This is a genomic window from Streptomyces sp. NPDC020489 (genome assembly GCF_044386545.1).
Lineage (GTDB): Bacteria > Actinomycetota > Actinomycetes > Streptomycetales > Streptomycetaceae > Streptomyces.
On record NZ_JBIRUZ010000001.1, the window covers coordinates 677,635 to 696,687 of the forward strand.

The 19,053-nt window shown below is 70.7% G+C and carries 17 protein-coding genes; 15 read left to right on the forward strand and 2 right to left on the reverse strand.

All coding sequences use genetic code 11. From position 1 onward, the window contains the following. The first annotated feature begins 14 nt into the window (after nt 1–14). The 9 genes from ftsW (at nt 15) to ACH41F_RS03070 (ending at nt 8,596) form a co-directional block, all read left to right on the forward strand. The gene (gene ftsW / locus ACH41F_RS03030; protein WP_391229994.1) at nt 15–1,364 is read left to right on the forward strand and encodes a putative lipid II flippase FtsW; all 1,350 of its coding nucleotides are present in this window, start codon (nt 15–17) and stop codon (nt 1,362–1,364) included. 6 nt (nt 1,365–1,370) lie between these two features. After that, nucleotides 1,371–2,468, forward strand: a complete 1,098-nt coding sequence (murG, locus tag ACH41F_RS03035) for an undecaprenyldiphospho-muramoylpentapeptide beta-N-acetylglucosaminyltransferase (protein WP_391229996.1) — start codon at nt 1,371–1,373, stop codon at nt 2,466–2,468. Nucleotides 2,469–2,504: 36 nt separating this feature from the next. Next, nucleotides 2,505–3,299 (forward strand): FtsQ-type POTRA domain-containing protein, encoded by a 795-nt coding sequence (locus ACH41F_RS03040; protein WP_391229998.1) that lies wholly within the window; start codon nt 2,505–2,507, stop codon nt 3,297–3,299. Nucleotides 3,300–3,576: 277 nt separating this feature from the next. Continuing rightward, nucleotides 3,577–4,776, forward strand: a complete 1,200-nt coding sequence (gene ftsZ / locus ACH41F_RS03045; RefSeq protein WP_391230000.1) for a cell division protein FtsZ — start codon at nt 3,577–3,579, stop codon at nt 4,774–4,776. Next, nucleotides 4,773–5,510, forward strand: coding sequence for a peptidoglycan editing factor PgeF (pgeF, locus tag ACH41F_RS03050; RefSeq protein WP_391230002.1), 738 nt, complete (start codon nt 4,773–4,775; stop codon nt 5,508–5,510). The genes ftsZ and pgeF overlap by 4 nt, the downstream gene beginning before the upstream one ends. Before the next feature lie 6 nt (nt 5,511–5,516). After that, complete coding sequence (locus ACH41F_RS03055; RefSeq protein WP_391230004.1) at nt 5,517–6,236, forward strand: YggS family pyridoxal phosphate-dependent enzyme; 720 nt, start codon at nt 5,517–5,519, stop codon at nt 6,234–6,236. A 129-nt stretch (nt 6,237–6,365) separates the two neighbouring features. Next, the gene (locus ACH41F_RS03060) at nt 6,366–7,007 is read left to right on the forward strand and encodes a cell division protein SepF (RefSeq protein ID WP_391230006.1); all 642 of its coding nucleotides are present in this window, start codon (nt 6,366–6,368) and stop codon (nt 7,005–7,007) included. Nucleotides 7,008–7,056: 49 nt separating this feature from the next. After that, a complete protein-coding gene (locus tag ACH41F_RS03065; RefSeq protein WP_037937545.1) occupies nt 7,057–7,347 on the forward strand; it encodes a YggT family protein in 291 nt (96 codons plus the stop codon). Nucleotides 7,348–7,399: 52 nt separating this feature from the next. Next, nucleotides 7,400–8,596, forward strand: a complete 1,197-nt coding sequence (locus tag ACH41F_RS03070) for a DivIVA domain-containing protein (RefSeq protein ID WP_391230008.1) — start codon at nt 7,400–7,402, stop codon at nt 8,594–8,596. 351 nt (nt 8,597–8,947) lie between these two features. Here the strand turns inward: ACH41F_RS03070 and ileS are convergent, their stop codons facing one another. Beyond that, the gene (gene ileS / locus ACH41F_RS03075) at nt 8,948–12,085 is read right to left on the reverse strand and encodes an isoleucine--tRNA ligase (protein ID WP_398832475.1); all 3,138 of its coding nucleotides are present in this window, start codon (nt 12,083–12,085) and stop codon (nt 8,948–8,950) included. A 589-nt stretch (nt 12,086–12,674) separates the two neighbouring features. Between ileS and ACH41F_RS03080 the strand changes: the two genes are divergently transcribed. From ACH41F_RS03080 to ACH41F_RS03105, 6 genes are all read left to right on the forward strand, one after another. Beyond that, a complete protein-coding gene (locus ACH41F_RS03080) occupies nt 12,675–13,826 on the forward strand; it encodes a TraR/DksA family transcriptional regulator (protein ID WP_398832477.1) in 1,152 nt (383 codons plus the stop codon). 60 nt (nt 13,827–13,886) lie between these two features. Beyond that, complete coding sequence (gene lspA / locus ACH41F_RS03085; protein ID WP_391230012.1) at nt 13,887–14,486, forward strand: signal peptidase II; 600 nt, start codon at nt 13,887–13,889, stop codon at nt 14,484–14,486. Between the two features lie 76 nt (nt 14,487–14,562). Continuing rightward, the gene (locus tag ACH41F_RS03090) at nt 14,563–15,507 is read left to right on the forward strand and encodes an RluA family pseudouridine synthase (protein ID WP_391230014.1); all 945 of its coding nucleotides are present in this window, start codon (nt 14,563–14,565) and stop codon (nt 15,505–15,507) included. Then, entirely contained in the window at nt 15,504–15,974 is a 471-nt protein-coding gene (locus ACH41F_RS03095; protein ID WP_398832479.1) for a GNAT family N-acetyltransferase, read from the forward strand. Before ACH41F_RS03090 ends, ACH41F_RS03095 begins: the two co-directional genes overlap by 4 nt. A 90-nt stretch (nt 15,975–16,064) precedes the next feature. Next, a complete protein-coding gene (locus ACH41F_RS03100; protein WP_391230019.1) occupies nt 16,065–17,651 on the forward strand; it encodes a Na+/H+ antiporter in 1,587 nt (528 codons plus the stop codon). After that, complete coding sequence (locus ACH41F_RS03105; RefSeq protein WP_398832485.1) at nt 17,648–17,923, forward strand: hypothetical protein; 276 nt, start codon at nt 17,648–17,650, stop codon at nt 17,921–17,923. Before ACH41F_RS03100 ends, ACH41F_RS03105 begins: the two co-directional genes overlap by 4 nt. On the opposite strand, the gene ACH41F_RS03110 is transcribed toward ACH41F_RS03105, so the two are convergent. Beyond that, the gene (locus ACH41F_RS03110) at nt 17,896–19,005 is read right to left on the reverse strand and encodes a mechanosensitive ion channel domain-containing protein (RefSeq protein ID WP_391230022.1); all 1,110 of its coding nucleotides are present in this window, start codon (nt 19,003–19,005) and stop codon (nt 17,896–17,898) included. The genes ACH41F_RS03105 and ACH41F_RS03110 overlap by 28 nt on opposite strands. Nucleotides 19,006–19,053 lie beyond the last annotated feature (48 nt).

The window sequence follows — 19,053 nt, forward strand, 5'->3', positions numbered from 1 at the left end:
TAGCGGAGGCTCTGATGCCCAGTAGCCGTACCGGCCGACCGCCCGTGCAGCGGGCCGTCAGACGTCCCGCGGCTTCCCGGGCACCGCGGGAGAACCCCGTCCAGCAGCTCGTCACCCGCGCGCGCAAGGCGTGGGACCGGCCGCTGACCGCGTACTACCTGATCCTCGGCGGCAGTCTGCTGATCACCGTGTTGGGTCTGGTGATGGTCTACTCGGCCTCCCAGATCAAGGCGTTGCAGATGTCGCTGCCGGGGTCCTACTTCTTCCGCAAGCAACTCCTCGCCGCCTCGATCGGCGCCGGGCTGATGCTGCTCGCCTCGCGGATGCCGGTGAAGCTGCACCGGGCGCTGGCCTACCCGATCCTCGCCGGCGCCGTCTTCCTGATGGCGCTGGTGCAGGTGCCGGGGATAGGGATGGCGGTCAACGGCAACCAGAACTGGATCGCGCTCGGCGGCTCCTTCCAGATCCAGCCCAGCGAGTTCGGCAAGCTCGCCCTGGTGCTGTGGGGCGCGGACCTGCTCGCCCGCAAGCAGGACAAGAAGCTGCTCACGCAGTGGAAGCACATGCTGGTGCCGCTCGTCCCGGTCGCCTTCATGCTGCTCGGGCTGATCATGCTCGGCGGCGACATGGGCACCGCGATCATCCTCACGGCGATCCTCTTCGGCCTGTTGTGGCTCGCGGGGGCACCGACCCGGCTGTTCGTCGGGGTGCTGTCGGTGGCCGCCACGATCGGGCTGATCCTCATCAAGACCAGCCCCAACCGGATGGCCCGGCTCCAGTGCATCGGCGCCACCGACCCCGGCCCGGGCGACGCCTGCTGGCAGGCCGTGCACGGCATCTACGCCCTCGCCTCCGGCGGGATCTTCGGCTCCGGACTCGGCGCGAGTGTGGAAAAATGGGGCCAACTCCCGGAAGCGCACACGGACTTCATCTTCGCCGTCACCGGTGAGGAACTGGGCCTGGCGGGGACGCTGTCGGTGCTCGCCCTCTTCGCGGCTCTAGGCTATGCGGGTATCCGCGTGGCCGGTCGTACGGAGGACCCCTTCGTCAGGTATGCCGCGGGAGGCGTGACCACCTGGATCACCGCGCAGGCGGTGATCAACATCGGTGCGGTGCTCGGTCTGCTGCCGATCGCCGGTGTCCCCCTCCCGCTGTTCTCCTACGGAGGATCCGCCCTGCTGCCGACCATGTTCGCCATCGGGCTGCTGATCGCCTTCGCGCGTGACGAGCCCGCTGCGCGGGCCGCGCTGTCGATGCGGCAGCCCCGCTTTGGTAGAAAGCGGGGAGGCGGGGGTCTCTCGGGGCCTCGGAGATGGAACACGATGCGACGGCGCGCCTCGGCGCGTTCGTCCGGAGAGCGGTGAATTTCGGTGCATGTCGTACTCGCCGGTGGGGGGACCGCCGGCCACATCGAGCCCGCGCTCGCCCTCGCGGACGCCCTGCGCAGGCAGGACCCCACCGTGGGGATCACGGCCCTGGGCACGGAGCGCGGCCTGGAGACCCGGCTCGTCCCCGAGCGCGGCTACGAGCTCGCGCTGATCCCGGCCGTGCCCCTGCCGCGCAAGCCCACCCCCGAGCTGATCACCGTCCCGGGCCGGCTGCGCGGCACCATCAAGGCCGCGGAGCAGATCCTGGAGCGCACCAAGGCGGACGCCGTGGTCGGCTTCGGCGGGTACGTGGCCCTGCCCGCCTACCTCGCCGCCAAGCGGCTCGGCGTGCCGATCGTGGTGCACGAGGCGAACGCCCGCCCCGGCCTCGCCAACAAGATCGGCTCCCGCTACGCCGCCAGGGTCGCCGTCTCCACCCCGGACAGCAAGCTCCGCGACGCCCGCTACATCGGCATCCCGCTGCGCCGGACCATCGCCACCCTGGACCGGGCCGCCGCCCGTCCCGAGGCCCGGGCGATGTTCGGCCTGGACCCGAACCTGCCGACCCTGCTGGTCTCCGGCGGCTCGCAGGGCGCCCGCCGCCTCAACGAGGTCGTCCAGCAGGTCGCGCCCTGGCTCCAGCAGGCCGGCATCCAGATCCTGCACGCGGTCGGCCCGAAGAACGAACTGCCGCACGTGCAGCAGATGCCGGGGATGCCCCCGTACATCCCGGTACCGTACGTGGACCGGATGGACCTCGCGTACGCCGCGGCCGACATGATGCTCTGCCGCGCGGGCGCGATGACCGTCGCCGAACTCTCCGCCGTCGGGCTCCCGGCCGCCTACGTCCCGCTGCCCATCGGCAACGGCGAACAGCGGCTCAACGCCCAGCCGGTGGTCAAGGCGGGCGGCGGTCTGCTGGTCGACGACGCGGAGCTGACCCCCGAGTGGGTGCAGCAGCAGGTCCTGCCCGTCCTCGCCGACCCGCACCGGCTGTACGAGATGTCCCGCGCCGCCGCCGAGTTCGGCCGCCGGGACGCCGACGAGCTGCTCGTCGGCATGGTGTACGAGGCGATCGCCGCCAGCCGTGCACACCGCTAGGCACGGCGTTTCCACGTAGAGCGAAGGGCAGGCAGCGTGGCCGGAACGACGACCGCCGAGCGCGGTGAACGCCAGCAGGAGTCGTCCGGCCCGCCGCCCGTCCGCCGGTTGCGGGTGCCGCGGCCCCGGACGGTCGTCGTCCTCGCCGTCGCGCTGGTCCTGCTCGGCGCGGGCTCCCTGTGGGCCCTGTACGGCTCGCAGTGGCTGCGCGTGGAGCGCGTGGCGGTCTCGGGCACCGGCGTTCTGACGCCCGCACAGGTGCGCGAGGCCGCCGATGTGCCGACCGGGGCGCCGCTGATTTCCGTCGACACCGACGCGATCGAGGCACGGTTGCTCCGGAAATTGCCCCGAATTGACGCGGTTGATGTGGCTCGTTCCTGGCCCCATGGAATCGACCTGAAAGTGGTTGAGCGCACTCCGGTTCTGATTGTCGAAAAGGGCGGAAAGTTTGCCGAAGTGGACGACGACGGCGTCCGTTTTGCCACGGTTTCCCGGGCCCCGAAAGGCGTCCCCGCGCTGGAATTGACGGTCTCCGAGTCGGGTTCCGCCGCCCCGAGCCTGCGCCGCTTCGGCGAGGACCGGCTGGTGCGCGAGGCGGTGCGGGTCGCCGGTCACATCCCGGCCGCCGTCGCGAAGAGCACCCGGACCGTCAAGGTGCGTTCCTACGACGACATCTCGCTGGAGTTGAGCGACGGTCGCACCGTCGCGTGGGGGAGTGGCGAGAAGGGGGCCGCGAAGGCCCGTACGCTCGACGCTCTCATGAAAGCGGTGCCGGACGCGCGGCACTTCGACGTCTCGGTTCCCACCGCCCCTGCGTCATCAGGGAGTTGACGTTCATCCGTGCAGGCCAGCACCCTGGTTGGCTACCGCTACGGCTGATCACATAGGGTGAAAAGAAAAACGGGAGGTTCGGCGTGTTCGTTGAACGTGCGCCACTTGTCGACTTAGTGTCCTGTTCAGAAGACTCCAGGGAACAGACACACTGGTAACCCTAAACTTCAACGTTAGGGTTCGGGTCGGCGCTATGGACCGTCCCATTCGGCATCCGTCGTCGCATCGCAACACCCGCGATACGACGACACGTAACTCGAGGCGAGAGGCCTTCGACGTGGCAGCACCGCAGAACTACCTCGCAGTCATCAAAGTCATCGGTGTCGGCGGCGGTGGTGTCAATGCCATCAACCGGATGATCGAGGTCGGTCTCAAGGGCGTCGAGTTCATCGCCATCAACACCGACGCGCAGGCGCTGTTGATGAGCGACGCCGACGTCAAGCTCGACGTCGGCCGTGAACTCACCCGCGGACTCGGCGCCGGCGCCAACCCGGCCGTCGGACGCAAGGCCGCCGAGGACCACCGCGAGGAGATCGAGGAGGTCCTCAAGGGGGCCGACATGGTCTTCGTGACGGCCGGTGAAGGCGGCGGCACCGGCACCGGCGGCGCACCCGTCGTGGCCAACATCGCGCGCAACCTCGGCGCCCTCACCATCGGCGTGGTCACCCGCCCGTTCACCTTCGAGGGCCGGCGCCGCGCCAACCAGGCCGAGGACGGCATCGCGGAACTCCGCGAAGAGGTCGACACCCTAATCGTCATCCCCAACGACCGACTGCTGTCCATCTCGGACCGCCAGGTCTCGGTGCTCGACGCCTTCAAGTCGGCCGACCAGGTCCTGCTCTCCGGCGTTCAGGGCATCACCGACCTCATCACCACGCCCGGCCTGATCAACCTCGACTTCGCCGACGTCAAGTCGGTCATGTCCGAGGCCGGTTCGGCCCTCATGGGCATCGGCTCGGCCCGCGGCGACGACCGCGCGGTGGCCGCCGCCGAGATGGCGATCTCCTCGCCGCTGCTGGAGGCGTCCATCGACGGCGCCCGCGGTGTGCTGCTCTCCATCTCCGGTGGCTCCGACCTCGGCCTGTTCGAGATCAACGAGGCCGCCCAACTGGTCTCCGAGGCCGCCCACCCCGAGGCGAACATCATCTTCGGCGCGGTCATCGACGACGCCCTCGGCGACGAGGTGCGCGTCACGGTCATCGCCGCCGGCTTCGACGGCGGCCAGCCGCCGACCCGCCGGGACACCGTCCTCGGCTCGACCTCCTCCTCCCCGGCCCGCCGGGAGGAGCCCACCCCGGTACGGCAGACCGAGTCCCGCCCGTCCTTCGGCTCGCTCGGCAGCGTCACGCCGAAGGAGGACCCGGAGCCCGCGCCCGAGCCGGTGGCCGACCTCCCGGTCGCCCCGCCGGTCCCGCCCTCGCGGTCCTACTCGGACAGCGCGGCCGAGGAACTGGACGTGCCGGACTTCCTGAAGTGATAGGACAGCGCTCCGCAACGAGCACTGCGAGCGGCGCCCACTTCGCCTTCACCGACCGGTGGGGCGGGGTGAGCGCCGTTCCGTACGAGGAGCTCAACCTCGGCGGGGCGGTCGGGGACGCCGCCGACGCCGTCCGCACCAACCGTGAACTGGCCGCCAAGTCGCTGGGGCTCGACCCCGTCCGGGTGGTCTGGATGAACCAGGTGCACGGGGCGGACGTGGCCGTGGTCGCGGAGCCCTGGGGCGACCGGCCGGTGCCGGAGGTGGACGCGATCGTCACCACCGAGCGGGGTCTCGCCCTCGCCGTCCTCACCGCGGACTGCACGCCCGTACTGCTCGCCGACCCGGTCGCCGGGGTCGTCGGCGCGGTGCACGCGGGACGGCCCGGCATGATCGCAGGGGTCGTCCCCGCCGCCGTGCGGGCCATGGTCGAACTCGGCGCCGACCCCGTCCGGATCGTCGCCCGCACCGGACCCGCCGTCTGCGGCCGGTGCTACGAGGTGCCGGACGCGATGCGCGCCGAGGTCGCCGCGATCGAGCCGGCGGCGTACGCCGAGACGAGCTGGGGCACACCCGCGGTGGACGTGACCGCCGGGGTGCACGCGCAGCTCGAACGGCTCGGGGTGCGCGACCGGGAGCAGTCGCCGGTGTGCACGCTCGAGTCGGGCGACCACTTCTCCTACCGTCGCGATCGCACCACGGGGCGACTCGCGGGATATGTCTGGCTGGGCTGAGAGAGCATGACGGACCGTAAGGACGAACTCGCCGCGAATCTGGCGAAGGTGGAGGAGCGGATCGCCGCCGCGTGCGCGGCCGCGGGCCGCAAGCGCGAGGAGGTGACCCTGATCGTGGTCACCAAGACCTACCCCGCGAGCGATGTGCGGATCCTGTCCGACCTCGGCGTGCGCGCCGTCGCCGAGAACAAGGACCAGGACGCGGCACCCAAGGCGGCCGCATGCTCGGATCTGCCCCTCGACTGGCATTTCGTCGGACAGCTTCAGACCAACAAGGTTCGATCCGTGGTCGGTTACGCGGATCTCGTGCAGTCCGTCGATCGTTCGAAGCTGGTGACGGCCCTGTCGAAGGAGGCCGTACGGGCCGGGCGCGAGGTGGGGTGTCTGCTCCAGGTCGCGCTCGACGCCGGGGAGAGCGAGCGGGGGGAGCGCGGAGGTGTCGCGCCGGGCGGGATCGGGGAGTTGGCCGATCTGGTCGCCGGCGCCCCGGGGCTGCGGCTCGACGGGCTGATGACCGTCGCGCCGCTCACCGGGGAGTACGCGGGTCGCCAACAGGCGGCGTTCGAGCGGTTGATGGATTTGTCGACCGACCTGCGCCGAAGTCATCCGGCTGCGAACATGGTCTCGGCAGGAATGAGTGCGGACCTCGAACAGGCCGTGGCGGCCGGAGCGACACATGTGCGCGTCGGTACGGCGGTACTCGGAGTCCGCCCGAGGCTCGGGTAACGTCGCCAGGAAGTCGGACCACAGCAGAAAATATGGTCATTACCGCCGGAAGGCGGGTGTAACGACCACGTGGATCGCGGGCACTTGGCAGTCGTCAGCCGATCCACCACAGAGCGGAGGACTCAGAGAATGGCCGGCGCGATGCGCAAGATGGCGGTCTACCTCGGCCTCGTGGAGGACGATGGGTACGACGGCCGCGGATTCGACCCCGACGACGACTTCGAACCCGAACTGGACCCGGAGCCCGAGCGTGACCACCGGCGGCATGAACCGGTGCACCAGGCGCACAGTGCACATCAGTCCCAAAGGGACGAAGAGGTGCGAATCGTGCAGCCGTCGGTGCCGCGCGAACCGGCCGCCCGTTCCGCTTCGCTCGCCGCTGAATCCGGGCGTCCGGCGCGGATCGCGCCCGTGGCGTCCATCACACAAGAACGCGCAAGCCTGGAGAAGAACGCACCGGTGATCATGCCCAAGGTCGTGTCGGAACGAGAGCCTTACCGGATCACCACGCTTCACCCACGGACCTACAACGAGGCCCGTACCATCGGGGAACACTTCCGTGAGGGCACCCCGGTGATCATGAATCTGACTGAGATGGATGACACAGACGCCAAGCGACTTGTCGACTTTGCGGCCGGTTTGGTGTTTGGTCTTCACGGCAGCATCGAGCGGGTGACGCAGAAGGTGTTCCTGTTGTCGCCTGCTAACGTCGATGTCACGGCGGAGGACAAGGCCCGTATCGCAGAGGGCGGGTTCTTCAATCAGAGCTGAGACAGACGACCGGTAAGACGTACGAGCAGGGGAGAGGGAAACACAGACCATGGGCGTGTTCGCGCAGGTGATCTACATCGCGCTGATGGTGTTCCTCATCGTGCTCATCTTCCGGTTGGTCATGGACTACGTCTTCCAGTTCGCCCGCTCGTGGCAACCTGGCAAGGCGATGGTGGTCGTTCTGGAGGCCACCTACACTGTCACCGATCCACCGCTGAAGCTTCTGCGGCGGTTCATTCCGCCGCTGCGTCTCGGGGGCGTGGCGCTCGACCTGTCCTTCTTCGTACTGATGATCATCGTCTACATCTTGATCTCTATCGTGGGCAATCTCGCGAGGTGACAGTGGACGATACGGTCCTGCCGACTGCCGATGACTACGTTGAGGTGAAGAGATGCCGTTGACCCCCGAGGACGTGCGGAACAAGCAGTTCACGACCGTCCGCCTCCGAGAAGGCTATGACGAGGACGAGGTCGATGCCTTCCTCGATGAGGTCGAAGCCGAACTGACGCGCCTGCTGCGCGAGAACGAGGACCTGCGCGCCAAGCTGGCCGCGGCGACGCGTGCCGCTGCGCAGAACCAGCAGAACATGCGCAAGCCTCCGGAGGGCCCCGGCGGCCCCCAGGATCAGCAGCAGGGCGGAATGCAACAGCAGGGTATGCCCCAGCAGGGCATGCCGCAGCAGGGCATGCGTGGCCCCGGTCCCGGCGCCCCGGTGCCGGCCGGCATATCGGGCCCGCCGCAGCAGCAGATGGGCGGCCCCATGGGCGGTCCGCCCCAGCTGCCGAGCGGTGCGCCGCAGCTGCCCGCCGGTCCCGGCGGTCAGGGTGGCCCGCAGGGTCCCGGCCCGATGGGCCAGGGGCACGGTCCGATGGGCCAGGGGCCCATGGGCCAGGGCCCGATGGGCGGCCAGCCCCCCATGCAGCAGCAGATGGGTGGCCCGATGGGCGGCCCCATGGGCGGCATGGGCGGCCCCGGTCAGGGTCCCGGTGGCGACAGCGCCGCGCGAGTCCTGTCGCTGGCCCAGCAGACCGCCGACCAGGCGATCGCGGAGGCCCGTTCCGAGGCCAACAAGATCGTCGGCGAGGCGCGTTCGCGTGCCGAGGGTCTCGAGCGTGACGCCCGTGCCAAGGCCGACGCCCTGGAGCGGGACGCGCAGGAGAAGCACCGCGTCGCGATGGGCTCCCTGGAGTCCGCCCGCGCCACGCTGGAGCGCAAGGTCGAGGACCTGCGTGGCTTCGAGCGCGAGTACCGCACCCGCCTGAAGTCCTACCTCGAGTCGCAGCTGCGTCAGTTGGAGACTCAGGCCGACGACTCGCTGGCCCCGCCGCGCACCCCGGCGACCGCGTCGCTGCCGCCGTCCCCGGCGCCCTCCATGGCCCCGGCCGGCGCGAGCGCCCCGTCGTACGGCGGCAACCCGGGCGGCATGGGCGGCGGCCCGTCCCCGGCGGGTCCGTCCTACGGCGGCCAGCAGCAGATGTCGCCCGCGATGACCCAGCCGATGGCTCCGGTCCGGCCGCAGGGCCCCGGCCCGATGGGCCAGGCTCCGTCGCCGATGCGCGGCTTCCTCATCGACGAGGACGACAACTGACGAGAGGTAGTACGCCTCAGGCGTCGGCAGCGTTCAGGGCGAGGCCCCGGGTTGTGACCCGGGGCCTCGCCCTTTTTTGTGCCCTTCGTCGCGTCCCTTCAGGGGCGGGCCGGTGCTGCCCGGGCGTGCGCGGTTCGTCGCATCCCTGCGGCGGTGGTGCCCGGGTGGGCGCGGTTCGTCGCGGGCCTCGGGCGGGGGTGAGGTGGCCCTGGCGTAGGGCCTCGCGTCCCCTGGCAAGGGCGGGGCGCGCTCCGTCGGTCGCGGGGGTCCTCGCGGTCCTTGTTCGGGGGCGGGGCAGGGCGAAGGGCCCGGCTCCGTTGGGGAGTCCGGGCCCCTTGGGCGCCGTGTCGGTTACGCCTTGCGCAGGCGGAACGTCAGTGACAGGCCCTCGTCGGTGAAGGCCTCGCCGTAGGTGTCGTCCGCCTCTCCCTGGCCGAAGTCCGTCGCCAGGACCTCGTCGGAGATCAGCCCCGTGTGCTCGGTCAGGGCCTCGGCCACCGCCGGGTCGGTGGAGGTCCAGCGCAGCGCGATGCGGTCGGCCACGTCGAGGCCGCTGTTCTTGCGGGCCTCCTGGATCAGGCGGATCGCGTCACGCGCGAGGCCGGCCTGGCGGAGCTCCTCGGTGATCTCCAGGTCCAGGGCGACCGTGGCACCGGAGTCGGAGGCGACCGACCAGCCCTCGCGCGGGGTCTCCGTGATGATCACCTCGTCGGGGGCGAGCGTGACCGTCTCGCCGTCGACCTCCACCGATGCCGTGCCCTCGCGCAGCGCGAGGGAGAGCGCGGCGGCGTCCGCGTTCGCGACGGCCTTGGCCACGTCCTGGACGCGCTTGCCGAAACGCTTGCCCAGGGCGCGGAAGTTGGCCTTCGCGGTGGTGTCCACCAGGCTGCCGCCGACCTCGGCGAGGGACGCGAGCGCGCTCACGTTCAGCTCCTCCGTGATCTGCGCGTGCAGTTCGCGGTCGAGGGCGTCGAAACCGGTCGCCGCGATGAGCGCCCGGGACAGCGGCTGGCGGGTCTTCACGCCCGACTCCGCGCGCGTGGCCCGGCCCAGCTCGACGAGCCGGCGCACCAGGACCATCTGCTTCGACAGCTCCGGGTCGATGGCGGTCAGGTCCGCCTCCGGCCACGAGGTCAGGTGCACCGACTCCGGGGCGCCCGGGGTGACCGGCACGACCAGGTCCTGCCAGACCCGCTCGGTGATGAACGGGGTGAGCGGGGCCATCAGCTTGGTCACCGTCTCGACGACCTCGTGCAGGGTGCGCAGCGCGGCCTTGTCGCCCTGCCAGAACCGGCGCCGGGAGCGGCGGACGTACCAGTTGGAGAGGTCGTCGACGAACGCCGACAGGAGCTTGCCGGCGCGCTGGGTGTCGTACGCCTCCAGAGCCTGGGTCACCTGATCGGTGAGGGCGTGGAGCTCGGACAGCAGCCAGCGGTCCAGGACCGGGCGGTCGGCCGGGGCCGGGTCGGCCTCGCTGGGCGCCCAGTTCGACGTACGGGCGTACAGGGCCTGGAAGGCGACCGTGTTCCAGTAGGTGAGGAGTGTCTTCCTCACCACCTCCTGGATCGTGCCGTGGCCGACGCGGCGGGCCGCCCAGGGGGAGCCGCCGGCCGCCATGAACCAGCGCACCGCGTCCGCCCCGTGCCGGTCCATCAGCGGGATGGGCTCCAGGGTGTTGCCCAGGTGCTTGGACATCTTGCGGCCGTCCTCGGCGAGGATGTGGCCGAGGCAGACGACGTTCTCGTACGAGGACTTGTCGAAGACCAGGGTGCCCACGGCCATCAGCGTGTAGAACCAGCCGCGCGTCTGGTCGATGGCCTCGGAGATGAACTGCGCCGGGTAGCGGGACTCGAACAGTTCCTTGTTCTTGTACGGGTAGCCCCACTGTGCGAACGGCATGGAACCCGAGTCGTACCAGGCGTCGATGACCTCCGGCACGCGCGTGGCCGTCTTCTCGCACTGCGGGCACGCGAAGGTGACCTCGTCGATGAACGGGCGGTGCGGGTCGAGGTCCGAGTGGTCCGTGCCGGTCAGCTCGGTGAGCTCGGCGCGGGAGCCGACGACCGTGAGGTGGTCGTCCTCGCAGCGCCAGATCGGCAGCGGGGTGCCCCAGTAGCGGTTGCGGGACAGCGCCCAGTCGATGTTGTTCTGGAGCCAGTCGCCGAAGCGGCCGTGCTTGACCGTCTCCGGGAACCAGTTGGTGTTCTCGTTCTCCTGGAGGAGGCGGTCCTTCAGCGCGGTGGTGCGGATGTACCAGGACGGCTGCGCGTAGTAGAGGAGCGCGGTGTGACAGCGCCAGCAGTGCGGGTAGCTGTGCTCGTACGGGATGTGCTTGAAGAGGAGGCCGCGCTGCTGGAGGTCCTCGGTGAGCTGTTCGTCCGCCTTCTTGAAGAAGACGCCGCCTACCAGCGGGACGTCTTCCTCGAACGTGCCGTCCGGGCGGACGGGGTTGACCACGGGCAGGCCGTAGGCGCGGCAGACCTTGAGGTCGTCCTCACCGAAGGCGGGGGACTGGTGGACCAGGCCCGTACCGTCCTCGGTCGTGACGTACTCGGCGTTGACGACGAAATGCGCCGCCTCCGGGAACTCCACGAGCTCGAAGGGACGTTGATAGGTCCAGCGCTCCATCTCGGCGCCGGTGAAGGACTGGCCGGTGGTCTGCCAGCCCTCGCCGAGCGCCCTGGCGAGCAGCGGCTCGGCGACCACGAGCTTCTCCTGGCCGTCGGTGGCGACGACGTAGGTGACCTCCGGGTGCGCGGCGACCGCCGTGTTGGACACCAGGGTCCAGGGGGTCGTCGTCCACACCAGGAGCGCGGCCTCACCGGCGAGCGGACCGGAGGTGAGCGGGAAACGGACGTACACGGACGGGTCGACGACCGTCTCGTAGCCCTGCGCCAGCTCGTGGTCCGAGAGGCCGGTGCCGCAGCGCGGGCACCAAGGGGCGACGCGGTGGTCCTGGACCAGCAGACCCTTGTCGAAGATCGTCTTCAGCGACCACCAGACCGACTCGATGTACTCGGGGTCCATCGTGCGGTACGGGTCCTGGAGGTCGGTCCAGTACCCCATGCGGGTCGTGAGCGCCTCGAAGGCGTCGGTGTGGCGGGTCACGGACTCGCGGCACTTGGCGTTGAACTCGGCGATGCCGTACGCCTCGATGTCCTTCTTGCCGCTGAAGCCGAGCTCCTTCTCGACCGCCAGCTCCACCGGCAGGCCGTGGCAGTCCCAGCCGGCCTTGCGGGCCACGTGGTAGCCGCGCATGGTGCGGAAGCGGGGGAAGACGTCCTTGAAGACGCGCGCCTCGATGTGGTGGGCGCCGGGCATGCCGTTGGCGGTGGGCGGGCCCTCGTAGAACACCCACTCCGGGCGGCCCTCGGACTGCTCCAGGGTCTTGGCGAAGATCTTCTGCTCGCGCCAGAAGTCGAGCACGGCGTGCTCGAGGGCGGGCAGGTCGACCTGGGCGGGCACCTGGCGGTACATCGGCGTTGTCATCAGCGAGCTTCCTCCGGCGGACTTGCTGCCTTCCGTCCGGAGGGACGAGAGCCGAATGCTGTACGCCGTCGTCGGCGCGCTCCCGCGGTACCACCCTCCTTGGCTCCCCGGTGTGCCTTCCCCACCGGTGAGCCCCCTCATTGGGGTCGCGATGCCGGGTCTACCGCCCCTCGCGGGGTTTCTTCCGGCGGCTCCGGGGTGATCTTCGCGTCGCGCTCGCCCCCGGGCTCCCACCGTCCCCGGGTCGCTCTTGGCCGCGTACGCCGCTACTCGTCCCCATCCACGCTTTTCGCTCCGCCCAGTGTACGGCGCCGCACCGACAGCGGCCGACCGGATTTCCGGGTCCGGGCTGCGGGGGTGGCGGGCGGTGGGGGTGACCCGAATGGAGCGGTGCGCGCGAGCGGATCCCGGGACGTACGGCACGGCGGATTACCCGGCGGGGAGCTGGGCACAACGCATGCAGGCTCGGCGCGCCCCCGCGTGAGCCGGGCGAATCGGGCGGTGTGCCCCGTTGCCGCGGGACTCAAGTCGATTTATCGTCCCAGCACGATTCGCGTGCAAGATCACAATATGTGAAGGGGCCGCGGCCATGGTGGCGAAGAAGACCGCCGTACAGCAGTCGGCGTCGGGCAGTTCGGGGGCTGCCAAGGCCTCCGTCGGTGCGGCCAAGGACGTGGGCGGGAAGAAGAGCGCACAGGGGGGTGCGGAAGGGCGTGCCGCCAAGGTGACCAAGGCGGTGAAGGCGGTGGGCGAGGCCGTGCGGAAGACGGCGGCCAAGAGCCCCGCGAAGAAGACCGCGGCCAAGAAGGCCGCGGCGTCCAAGGCGGCTCCCGCGCGGAAGGCCGTGGAGGAGGAGGGGCCCGGAAGAGAGGCGGCCGGGACGGCCGCCGCGAGGAAGACCGCGGGGAGGACGGCGTCGAGGACCACGGCGGTGAAGAAGACGGCAGCGGCGGCTAAGAACACGGCGGTGGCGTCGAGGACGACCGCAGCGGCGAAGAAGACGACTGCCGCGGCCAAGAAGACGACCGCTGCGGCCAAGAACACGGCAGTGGCATCGAAGACGACCGCAGCGGCCAAGAAGACGACTGCCGCGGCCAAGAAGACGACCTCCGCAGCGAAGAAGGCGGCCGTGAAGAAGACGGCCACCGCGCGGAGCACCTCCGCGAAGAGCACGACCGGCACGAAGAGCGCGGCCGGTACCGAGAGCACGGCCAAGAAGGCGGGCGCGGCCGAGGCCGCGAAGCAGACGGGAGCCACGACGGTGGTTGCGAAGAAGACTCCTGGCACGGCCACGGCGGCGAAGACCGCGGTCCCCAAGGCACGCCTCGCCGCGGCGGTGGAGCCGGGCGAACTCGCGGTCCGCCCCGGCGAGGACCCCTGGACACCGGAGGAGGTCGAGGAGGCGCGCGCCGAGCTCCAGTCCGAGGCGCTGCGGCTGCGCACCGAGATCACGTCGTCCGAGGAGTCCCTCGCGGGTCTGATGCGGGACTCCGGGGACGGCGCCGGCGACGACCAGGCGGACACCGGCACCAAGAACATCACGCGCGAGCACGAGATGGCCCTCGCGGCCAACGCGCGCGAGATGCTGCTCCAGACCGAGCGCGCCCTGGAGCGGCTCGACGCGGGCACCTACGGCCTGTGCGAGAACTGCGGCAACCCCATCGGCAAGGCGCGCATGCAGGCGTTCCCGCGGGCCACCCTCTGCGTGGAGTGCAAGCAGAAGCAGGAACGCCGGTACTGAGGGTGCCAGGGGGCGTGACGTACCCTCGTGCTCAGTCAGGTACCTAGTCGAGGGACTCACGTGGCAGAGGCGGAGCGCATCATCGGTACGCCGGACTCCCCGGAGGGGGCGGAGACCGAGCCGGAGCAGTCAGCCGGTGCGGAGGGGCAGCGGAGCGCCGAGGCGCCGCCCAGGGGCAGGCGGCGGATCGCCGTGCTGTTCGCGGTCGCCACGTTCGCGTACGCCCTCGACCTGGTCAGCAAGATGATCGTGGTCGCCAAGCTGGAGCACCACGCGTCGATCGAGATCATCGGGGACTGGCTGAAGTTCGAGGCGATCCGCAACGCGGGCGCGGCCTTCGGCTTCGGCGAGGCCTTCACCGTGATCTTCACGGTGATCGCGGCGGCCGTGATCGTGGTGATCGCCCGGCTCGCCCGCAAGCTCTACAGCCTGCCCTGGGCGATCGCGCTCGGCCTGCTCCTCGGCGGCGCGCTCGGCAACCTCACCGACCGGATCTTCCGCTCGCCGGGTGTCTTCGAGGGCGCGGTCGTGGACTTCATCGCGCCCAAGCACTTCGCGGTGTTCAACCTGGCGGACTCGGCGATCGTGTGCGGCGGCATCCTGATCGTGCTGCTGTCCTTCAAGGGCCTGGACCCGGACGGCACGGTCCACAAGGACTGATCCGCGGGGACCGCTCCCCGGGCACTGATCCACAGGCGCGGTCGGGGCTGTCGGTGCCGTCCGGCATACTCGACGGGTGAGCACGATTCCCGAGATCCGCACCCTGCCCGTGCCCGACGGCCTGGAGGGCGAGCGTGTCGACGCCGCCATCTCCCGCATGTTCGGCTTCTCCCGTACCAAGGCCGCCGAGCTCGCCGCGGCGGGGAAGGTCACGGTCGACGGCTCGGTGGTCGGGAAGTCCGAGCGGGTGCACGGCGGCGCCTGGCTCGAGGTGGAGATGCCGCAGGCGCCCGCGCCCGTGCAGGTCGTCGCCGAGCCGGTCGAGGGCATGGAGATCGTGCACGACGACGACGACGTGGTCGTGATCGTCAAGCCGGTCGGCGTCGCCGCGCACCCCAGCCCCGGCTGGACCGGCCCGACCGTCATCGGTGGCCTCGCCGCGGCCGGGTACCGCATCTCGACCTCCGGCGCCGCCGAGCGCCAGGGCATCGTGCACCGCCTGGACGTCGGCACCTCGGGTCTGATGGTGGTCGCGAAGTCCGAGCGCGCGTACACCTCGCTCAAGCGCCAGTTCAAGGAGCGCACGGTCGACAAGCGCTACCACACCCTGGTCCAGGGCCACCCGGACCCGACGAGCGGCACCATCGACGCCCCCATCGGCCGCCACCCGCAGCACGACTACAAGTGGGCGGTCACCGCCGAGGGCAAGGCGTCGGTCACCCACTACGACCTCATCGAGGCGTTCCGCGCGGCCTCCCTGCTCGACGTGAAGCTGGAGACCGGCCGCACCCACCAGATCCGCGTCCACATGGCCGCCCACCGCCATCCTTGCGTGGGCGACCTCACCTACGGCGCCGACCCGACGCTCGCCAAGCGGCTGCGGCTGACCCGGCAGTGGCTGCACGCCGTCCGCCTCGGCTTCGAGCACCCCGGGGACGGGGAGTGGGCGGAGTTCGCGAGCGACTACCCGGACGACCTCCAGCAGGCCCTGGACCAGGTCCGCGAGGAGACGTACGGATGAGCCTGCCGTCGTACACCGTGCGCGTCGCCGAGGACCCCGCCGACCGCGAGCTGTGCTTCGCGGTGCGCAAGGAGGTCTTCGTCGCCGAGCAGGGGGTGCCGGAGGACCTGGAGTACGACGCCTACGACGCCGTCGCGGTGCATGTACTGGCCGTGCGGGAGGACGGGGTGCCGCTGGGCACCGGGCGGTTGCTGCACGGCTCCGAGGCCGCGGAGAAGGTCGGCGGCGATCTGACGCTCGGCCTGCTCGGGCGGCTCGCCGTCACCAAGGAGGCCCGCGGGCTCGGGGTCGGCGTCGCGCTCGTGCGGGCGATCGAGGACGCGGCACGCGCGCGTGGGCTCGCCGCGGTGGACCTGCACGCCCAGACGCACGCGCTGGGGTTCTACGAGCGGCTGGGCTACGAGGCCTACGGGCCGGAGTACCCGGAGGCGGGGATCCCGCACCGCGGAATGCGGCGCGCGCTGTAGCGCGGGGGCCGAAAGCGCTGGTGGGAACGGCGGCGTGGCAGGCTTGAGGTCTGTCGTCCGAACGCCGAGAACCCCATCGGAGTGCTGACCGTGGATCAGTTGGCCCTGTTGTTCGTGCTGTTGCTCGGGGCCGTGGTGAGCGTCCCGGTCGGCGACCGGCTGAAATTGCCGGCGCCGGTGCTGATGACCCTGCTCGGGATCGTGCTGGCGCTGCTCGAGTTCGTGCCGAACGTCGAGATCCCGCCGGACCTGATCCTTCCGCTGCTGCTGCCCCCGCTGCTCTACGCTGCCGTGCGGCGGACCTCCTGGCGGCAGTTCACGGCCAACATCAGGCCGATCTTCCTGCTGGCCGTGGCCCTGGTGTTCGTCACCACCCTGTGTGTGGCCGTCGTCGCCCACGCGATCGTGCCGGGCCTGCCGATCGCCGCCGCCGTGGCGCTGGGCGCGCTGGTGGCGCCGCCCGACCCGGTCGCGGCGACCGCCGTCGCCGGGCAGCTCGGGCTGCCGCGCCGGCTGGTGTCGATCCTGGAGGGCGAGGGGCTCTTCAACGACGTCACGGCGATCGTGCTGTACCACGTGGCGATCGCGGCGGCCGTCAGTGGCTCGTTCGCGGTCGGGGAGGCCGCGCTGGAGCTGGTGCTCTCCGCGGTCGTCGCCATCGCCGTCGGGGTCGGGCTCGGCTGGGGTGCCAACCGGCTCATGGATCTGCTCGACGACCCGACCCTCCAGATCGGCCTGACCCTCCTCGTGCCGTACGCCTCCTATGTGGCGGCCGAGGAGCTGCACGGCTCGGGGGTGCTGGCCGTGCTCGCCACCGCCCTCTTCCTCGCCGAGTACGCCACCGACGCCGACGACGTGCTCACCCGGCTCGCCGGGCACACCTTCTGGGACATCGTCGACACGCTGGTGACCGGGGTGGCGTTCGGGCTGATCGGCCTGGAGCTGCACAACGCGGTGCGGACCGCGTCCGGTCGGTGGGGCGAACTGCTCGGCTGGGCGGCCGCGATCGTCGGGGTCGTCATCCTCGTTCGGCTGGTGTGGCTGCTGCCCGCGACCTGGGTCGCCAAGCGGCTGCACGCCAAGCAGGACTACGCCGAGGAGGTCCCGATGAGCTGGCGGGAGACCGTCGTGATGTGGTGGTCCGGGATGCGCGGGGTGGCGTCCGTGGCGCTGGCGCTGGCGATCCCGCTGAACACCGAGGACGGGTCCGCCTTCCCGGACCGGGACGAGATCGTGTTCATCGCGTTCGGCGTCATCATGGCGACCCTCGTGCTTCAGGGCCTGACCCTGCCGTGGCTCGTGCGCAAGCTCGGGGTGAAGGCCGACACCGAGCACGAGAAGCAGTTCGAGAAGGCGCTGGCGACCCGGGCGGCCAAGGCGGCCAAGCGCAGGCTGCGGGAGATCGAGGAGGTCGAGGAGCTGCCGGAGGAGCTGTCCGAGCAGATGCTGCGGCGGGCCTTCGAGATCGGCGTGCGGATCAGTCCGGACATGGGGGACGAGGAGCGACGGGAGGCGCACGAGCAGCGGGTGCGCCGGCTGAAGCGGGTGCGGCGGATCCACGGCGAGATGCTGAGCGCGGCCCGGCACGAGGTGCTCGCGGCGCGCAGCGAACCGGGGGCGGACCCCGAGGTGGTGGACCGGGTGCTGCGGCACCTGGACGTGCGCAGTCTGCGGTGACCCGGCGGTCGTACGACCATCGCGACCTGCTGACCGCCGCGCTGCTCACCGAGGCCCTCAAGGGCCGGCTCGCCGAGCCCGGCGGGCGGGTGCTGTTGCCAACAGGGGCGCGGAGCGGGGGCGTTGGCTTCGAGGGTGATGAGTGGTCGAGGCGGGTGTCCCCGGCGCCCCCGGTGGTCTGCCGCTCCGCCGAGATGTGCGGTACTTCACGGCTCGCGCGGGTCACCGGGGGTGCCGGGGTCGGTCAGCGGCTCGTCCTCGGGGGCTCGTAGGCCCGGCGGTGGGCGCGGTCGTGGGACGGGCGGTTGCCGTGGACGCTGTGCGGCAGGGCCGCGTCCGCGGTGTTGACGCGGGGCAGGGCGTACGGGTGCTGCTCGCAGAGCCAGCGCAGCATGCGCTCGCGGACCGTGACCCGGACCGTCCAGATGTCGTCCGCGTCCTTGGCGGTCACCAGGGCACGCACCTGCATGGTGTTCGGGGTGGAGTCGGTGACGGTCAGGTCGCAGGCGCGGCCGTCCCAGGCAGGGCAGTCGCGCAGGATGTCGCGCAGCTGCCGGCGCATCGCGTCCATCGGCGCCGAGTGGTCGAGGTGCCAGTAGACGATGCCGGTCATCTGGGCCCCGCCGCGCGACCAGTTCTCGAACGGCTTGGAGGTGAAGTAGGACACCGGCATCGTGATCCGGCGCTCGTCCCAGGTCCGCACGGTCAGGAAGGTCAGGGTGATCTCCTCGACCGTGCCCCACTCGCCGTCCACCACGACCGTGTCCCCGATGCGCACCATGTCGCCGAACGCGATCTGGAACCCGGCGAACATGTTGCTCAGCGTGGACTGCGCCGCGACACCGGCGACGATGCCGAGGATGCCGGCCGAGGCCAGCAGCGAGGCACCGGCCGCGCGCATCGCCGGGAACGTCAGCAGCATCGCCGCCACCGCCACCACACCGACGATCGCGGTGACCACCCGTGTGATCAGTGTCACCTGGGTACGGACCCGCCGGACCCGGGCGAGGTCGCGCTGGGCCCGCGAGTAGCGCCGGTACGTGGCCTCGACTATCGCCGAGACGATCCGGACCACCAGCCAGGCCACCGAACCGATCAGGACCAGCGTCAGGGTCTGCCCGATGCCGACCCGGTGCCTCTCCAGAACCTTCGCGCTGTCATACGCCCCTCTGAGCAGGGCCGCGCAGATGACGAGCTGGTAGGGGATCCGGCCGCGGCGCAGCAGGTCCCACAACGGCGTGTCGCTCTGCCGGGCGTCGATCTTGCGCAGCACCAGGTCCGTGGCCCAGCCGATCACCAGCGTGAGCAGGATCGAGCCACCGATCACGATCAGGGGGCGGAGTACGTTCTCCATGACCCCGAACCTAACCGGCCCCGGGCGGTCATGAACATGTGACTTCGG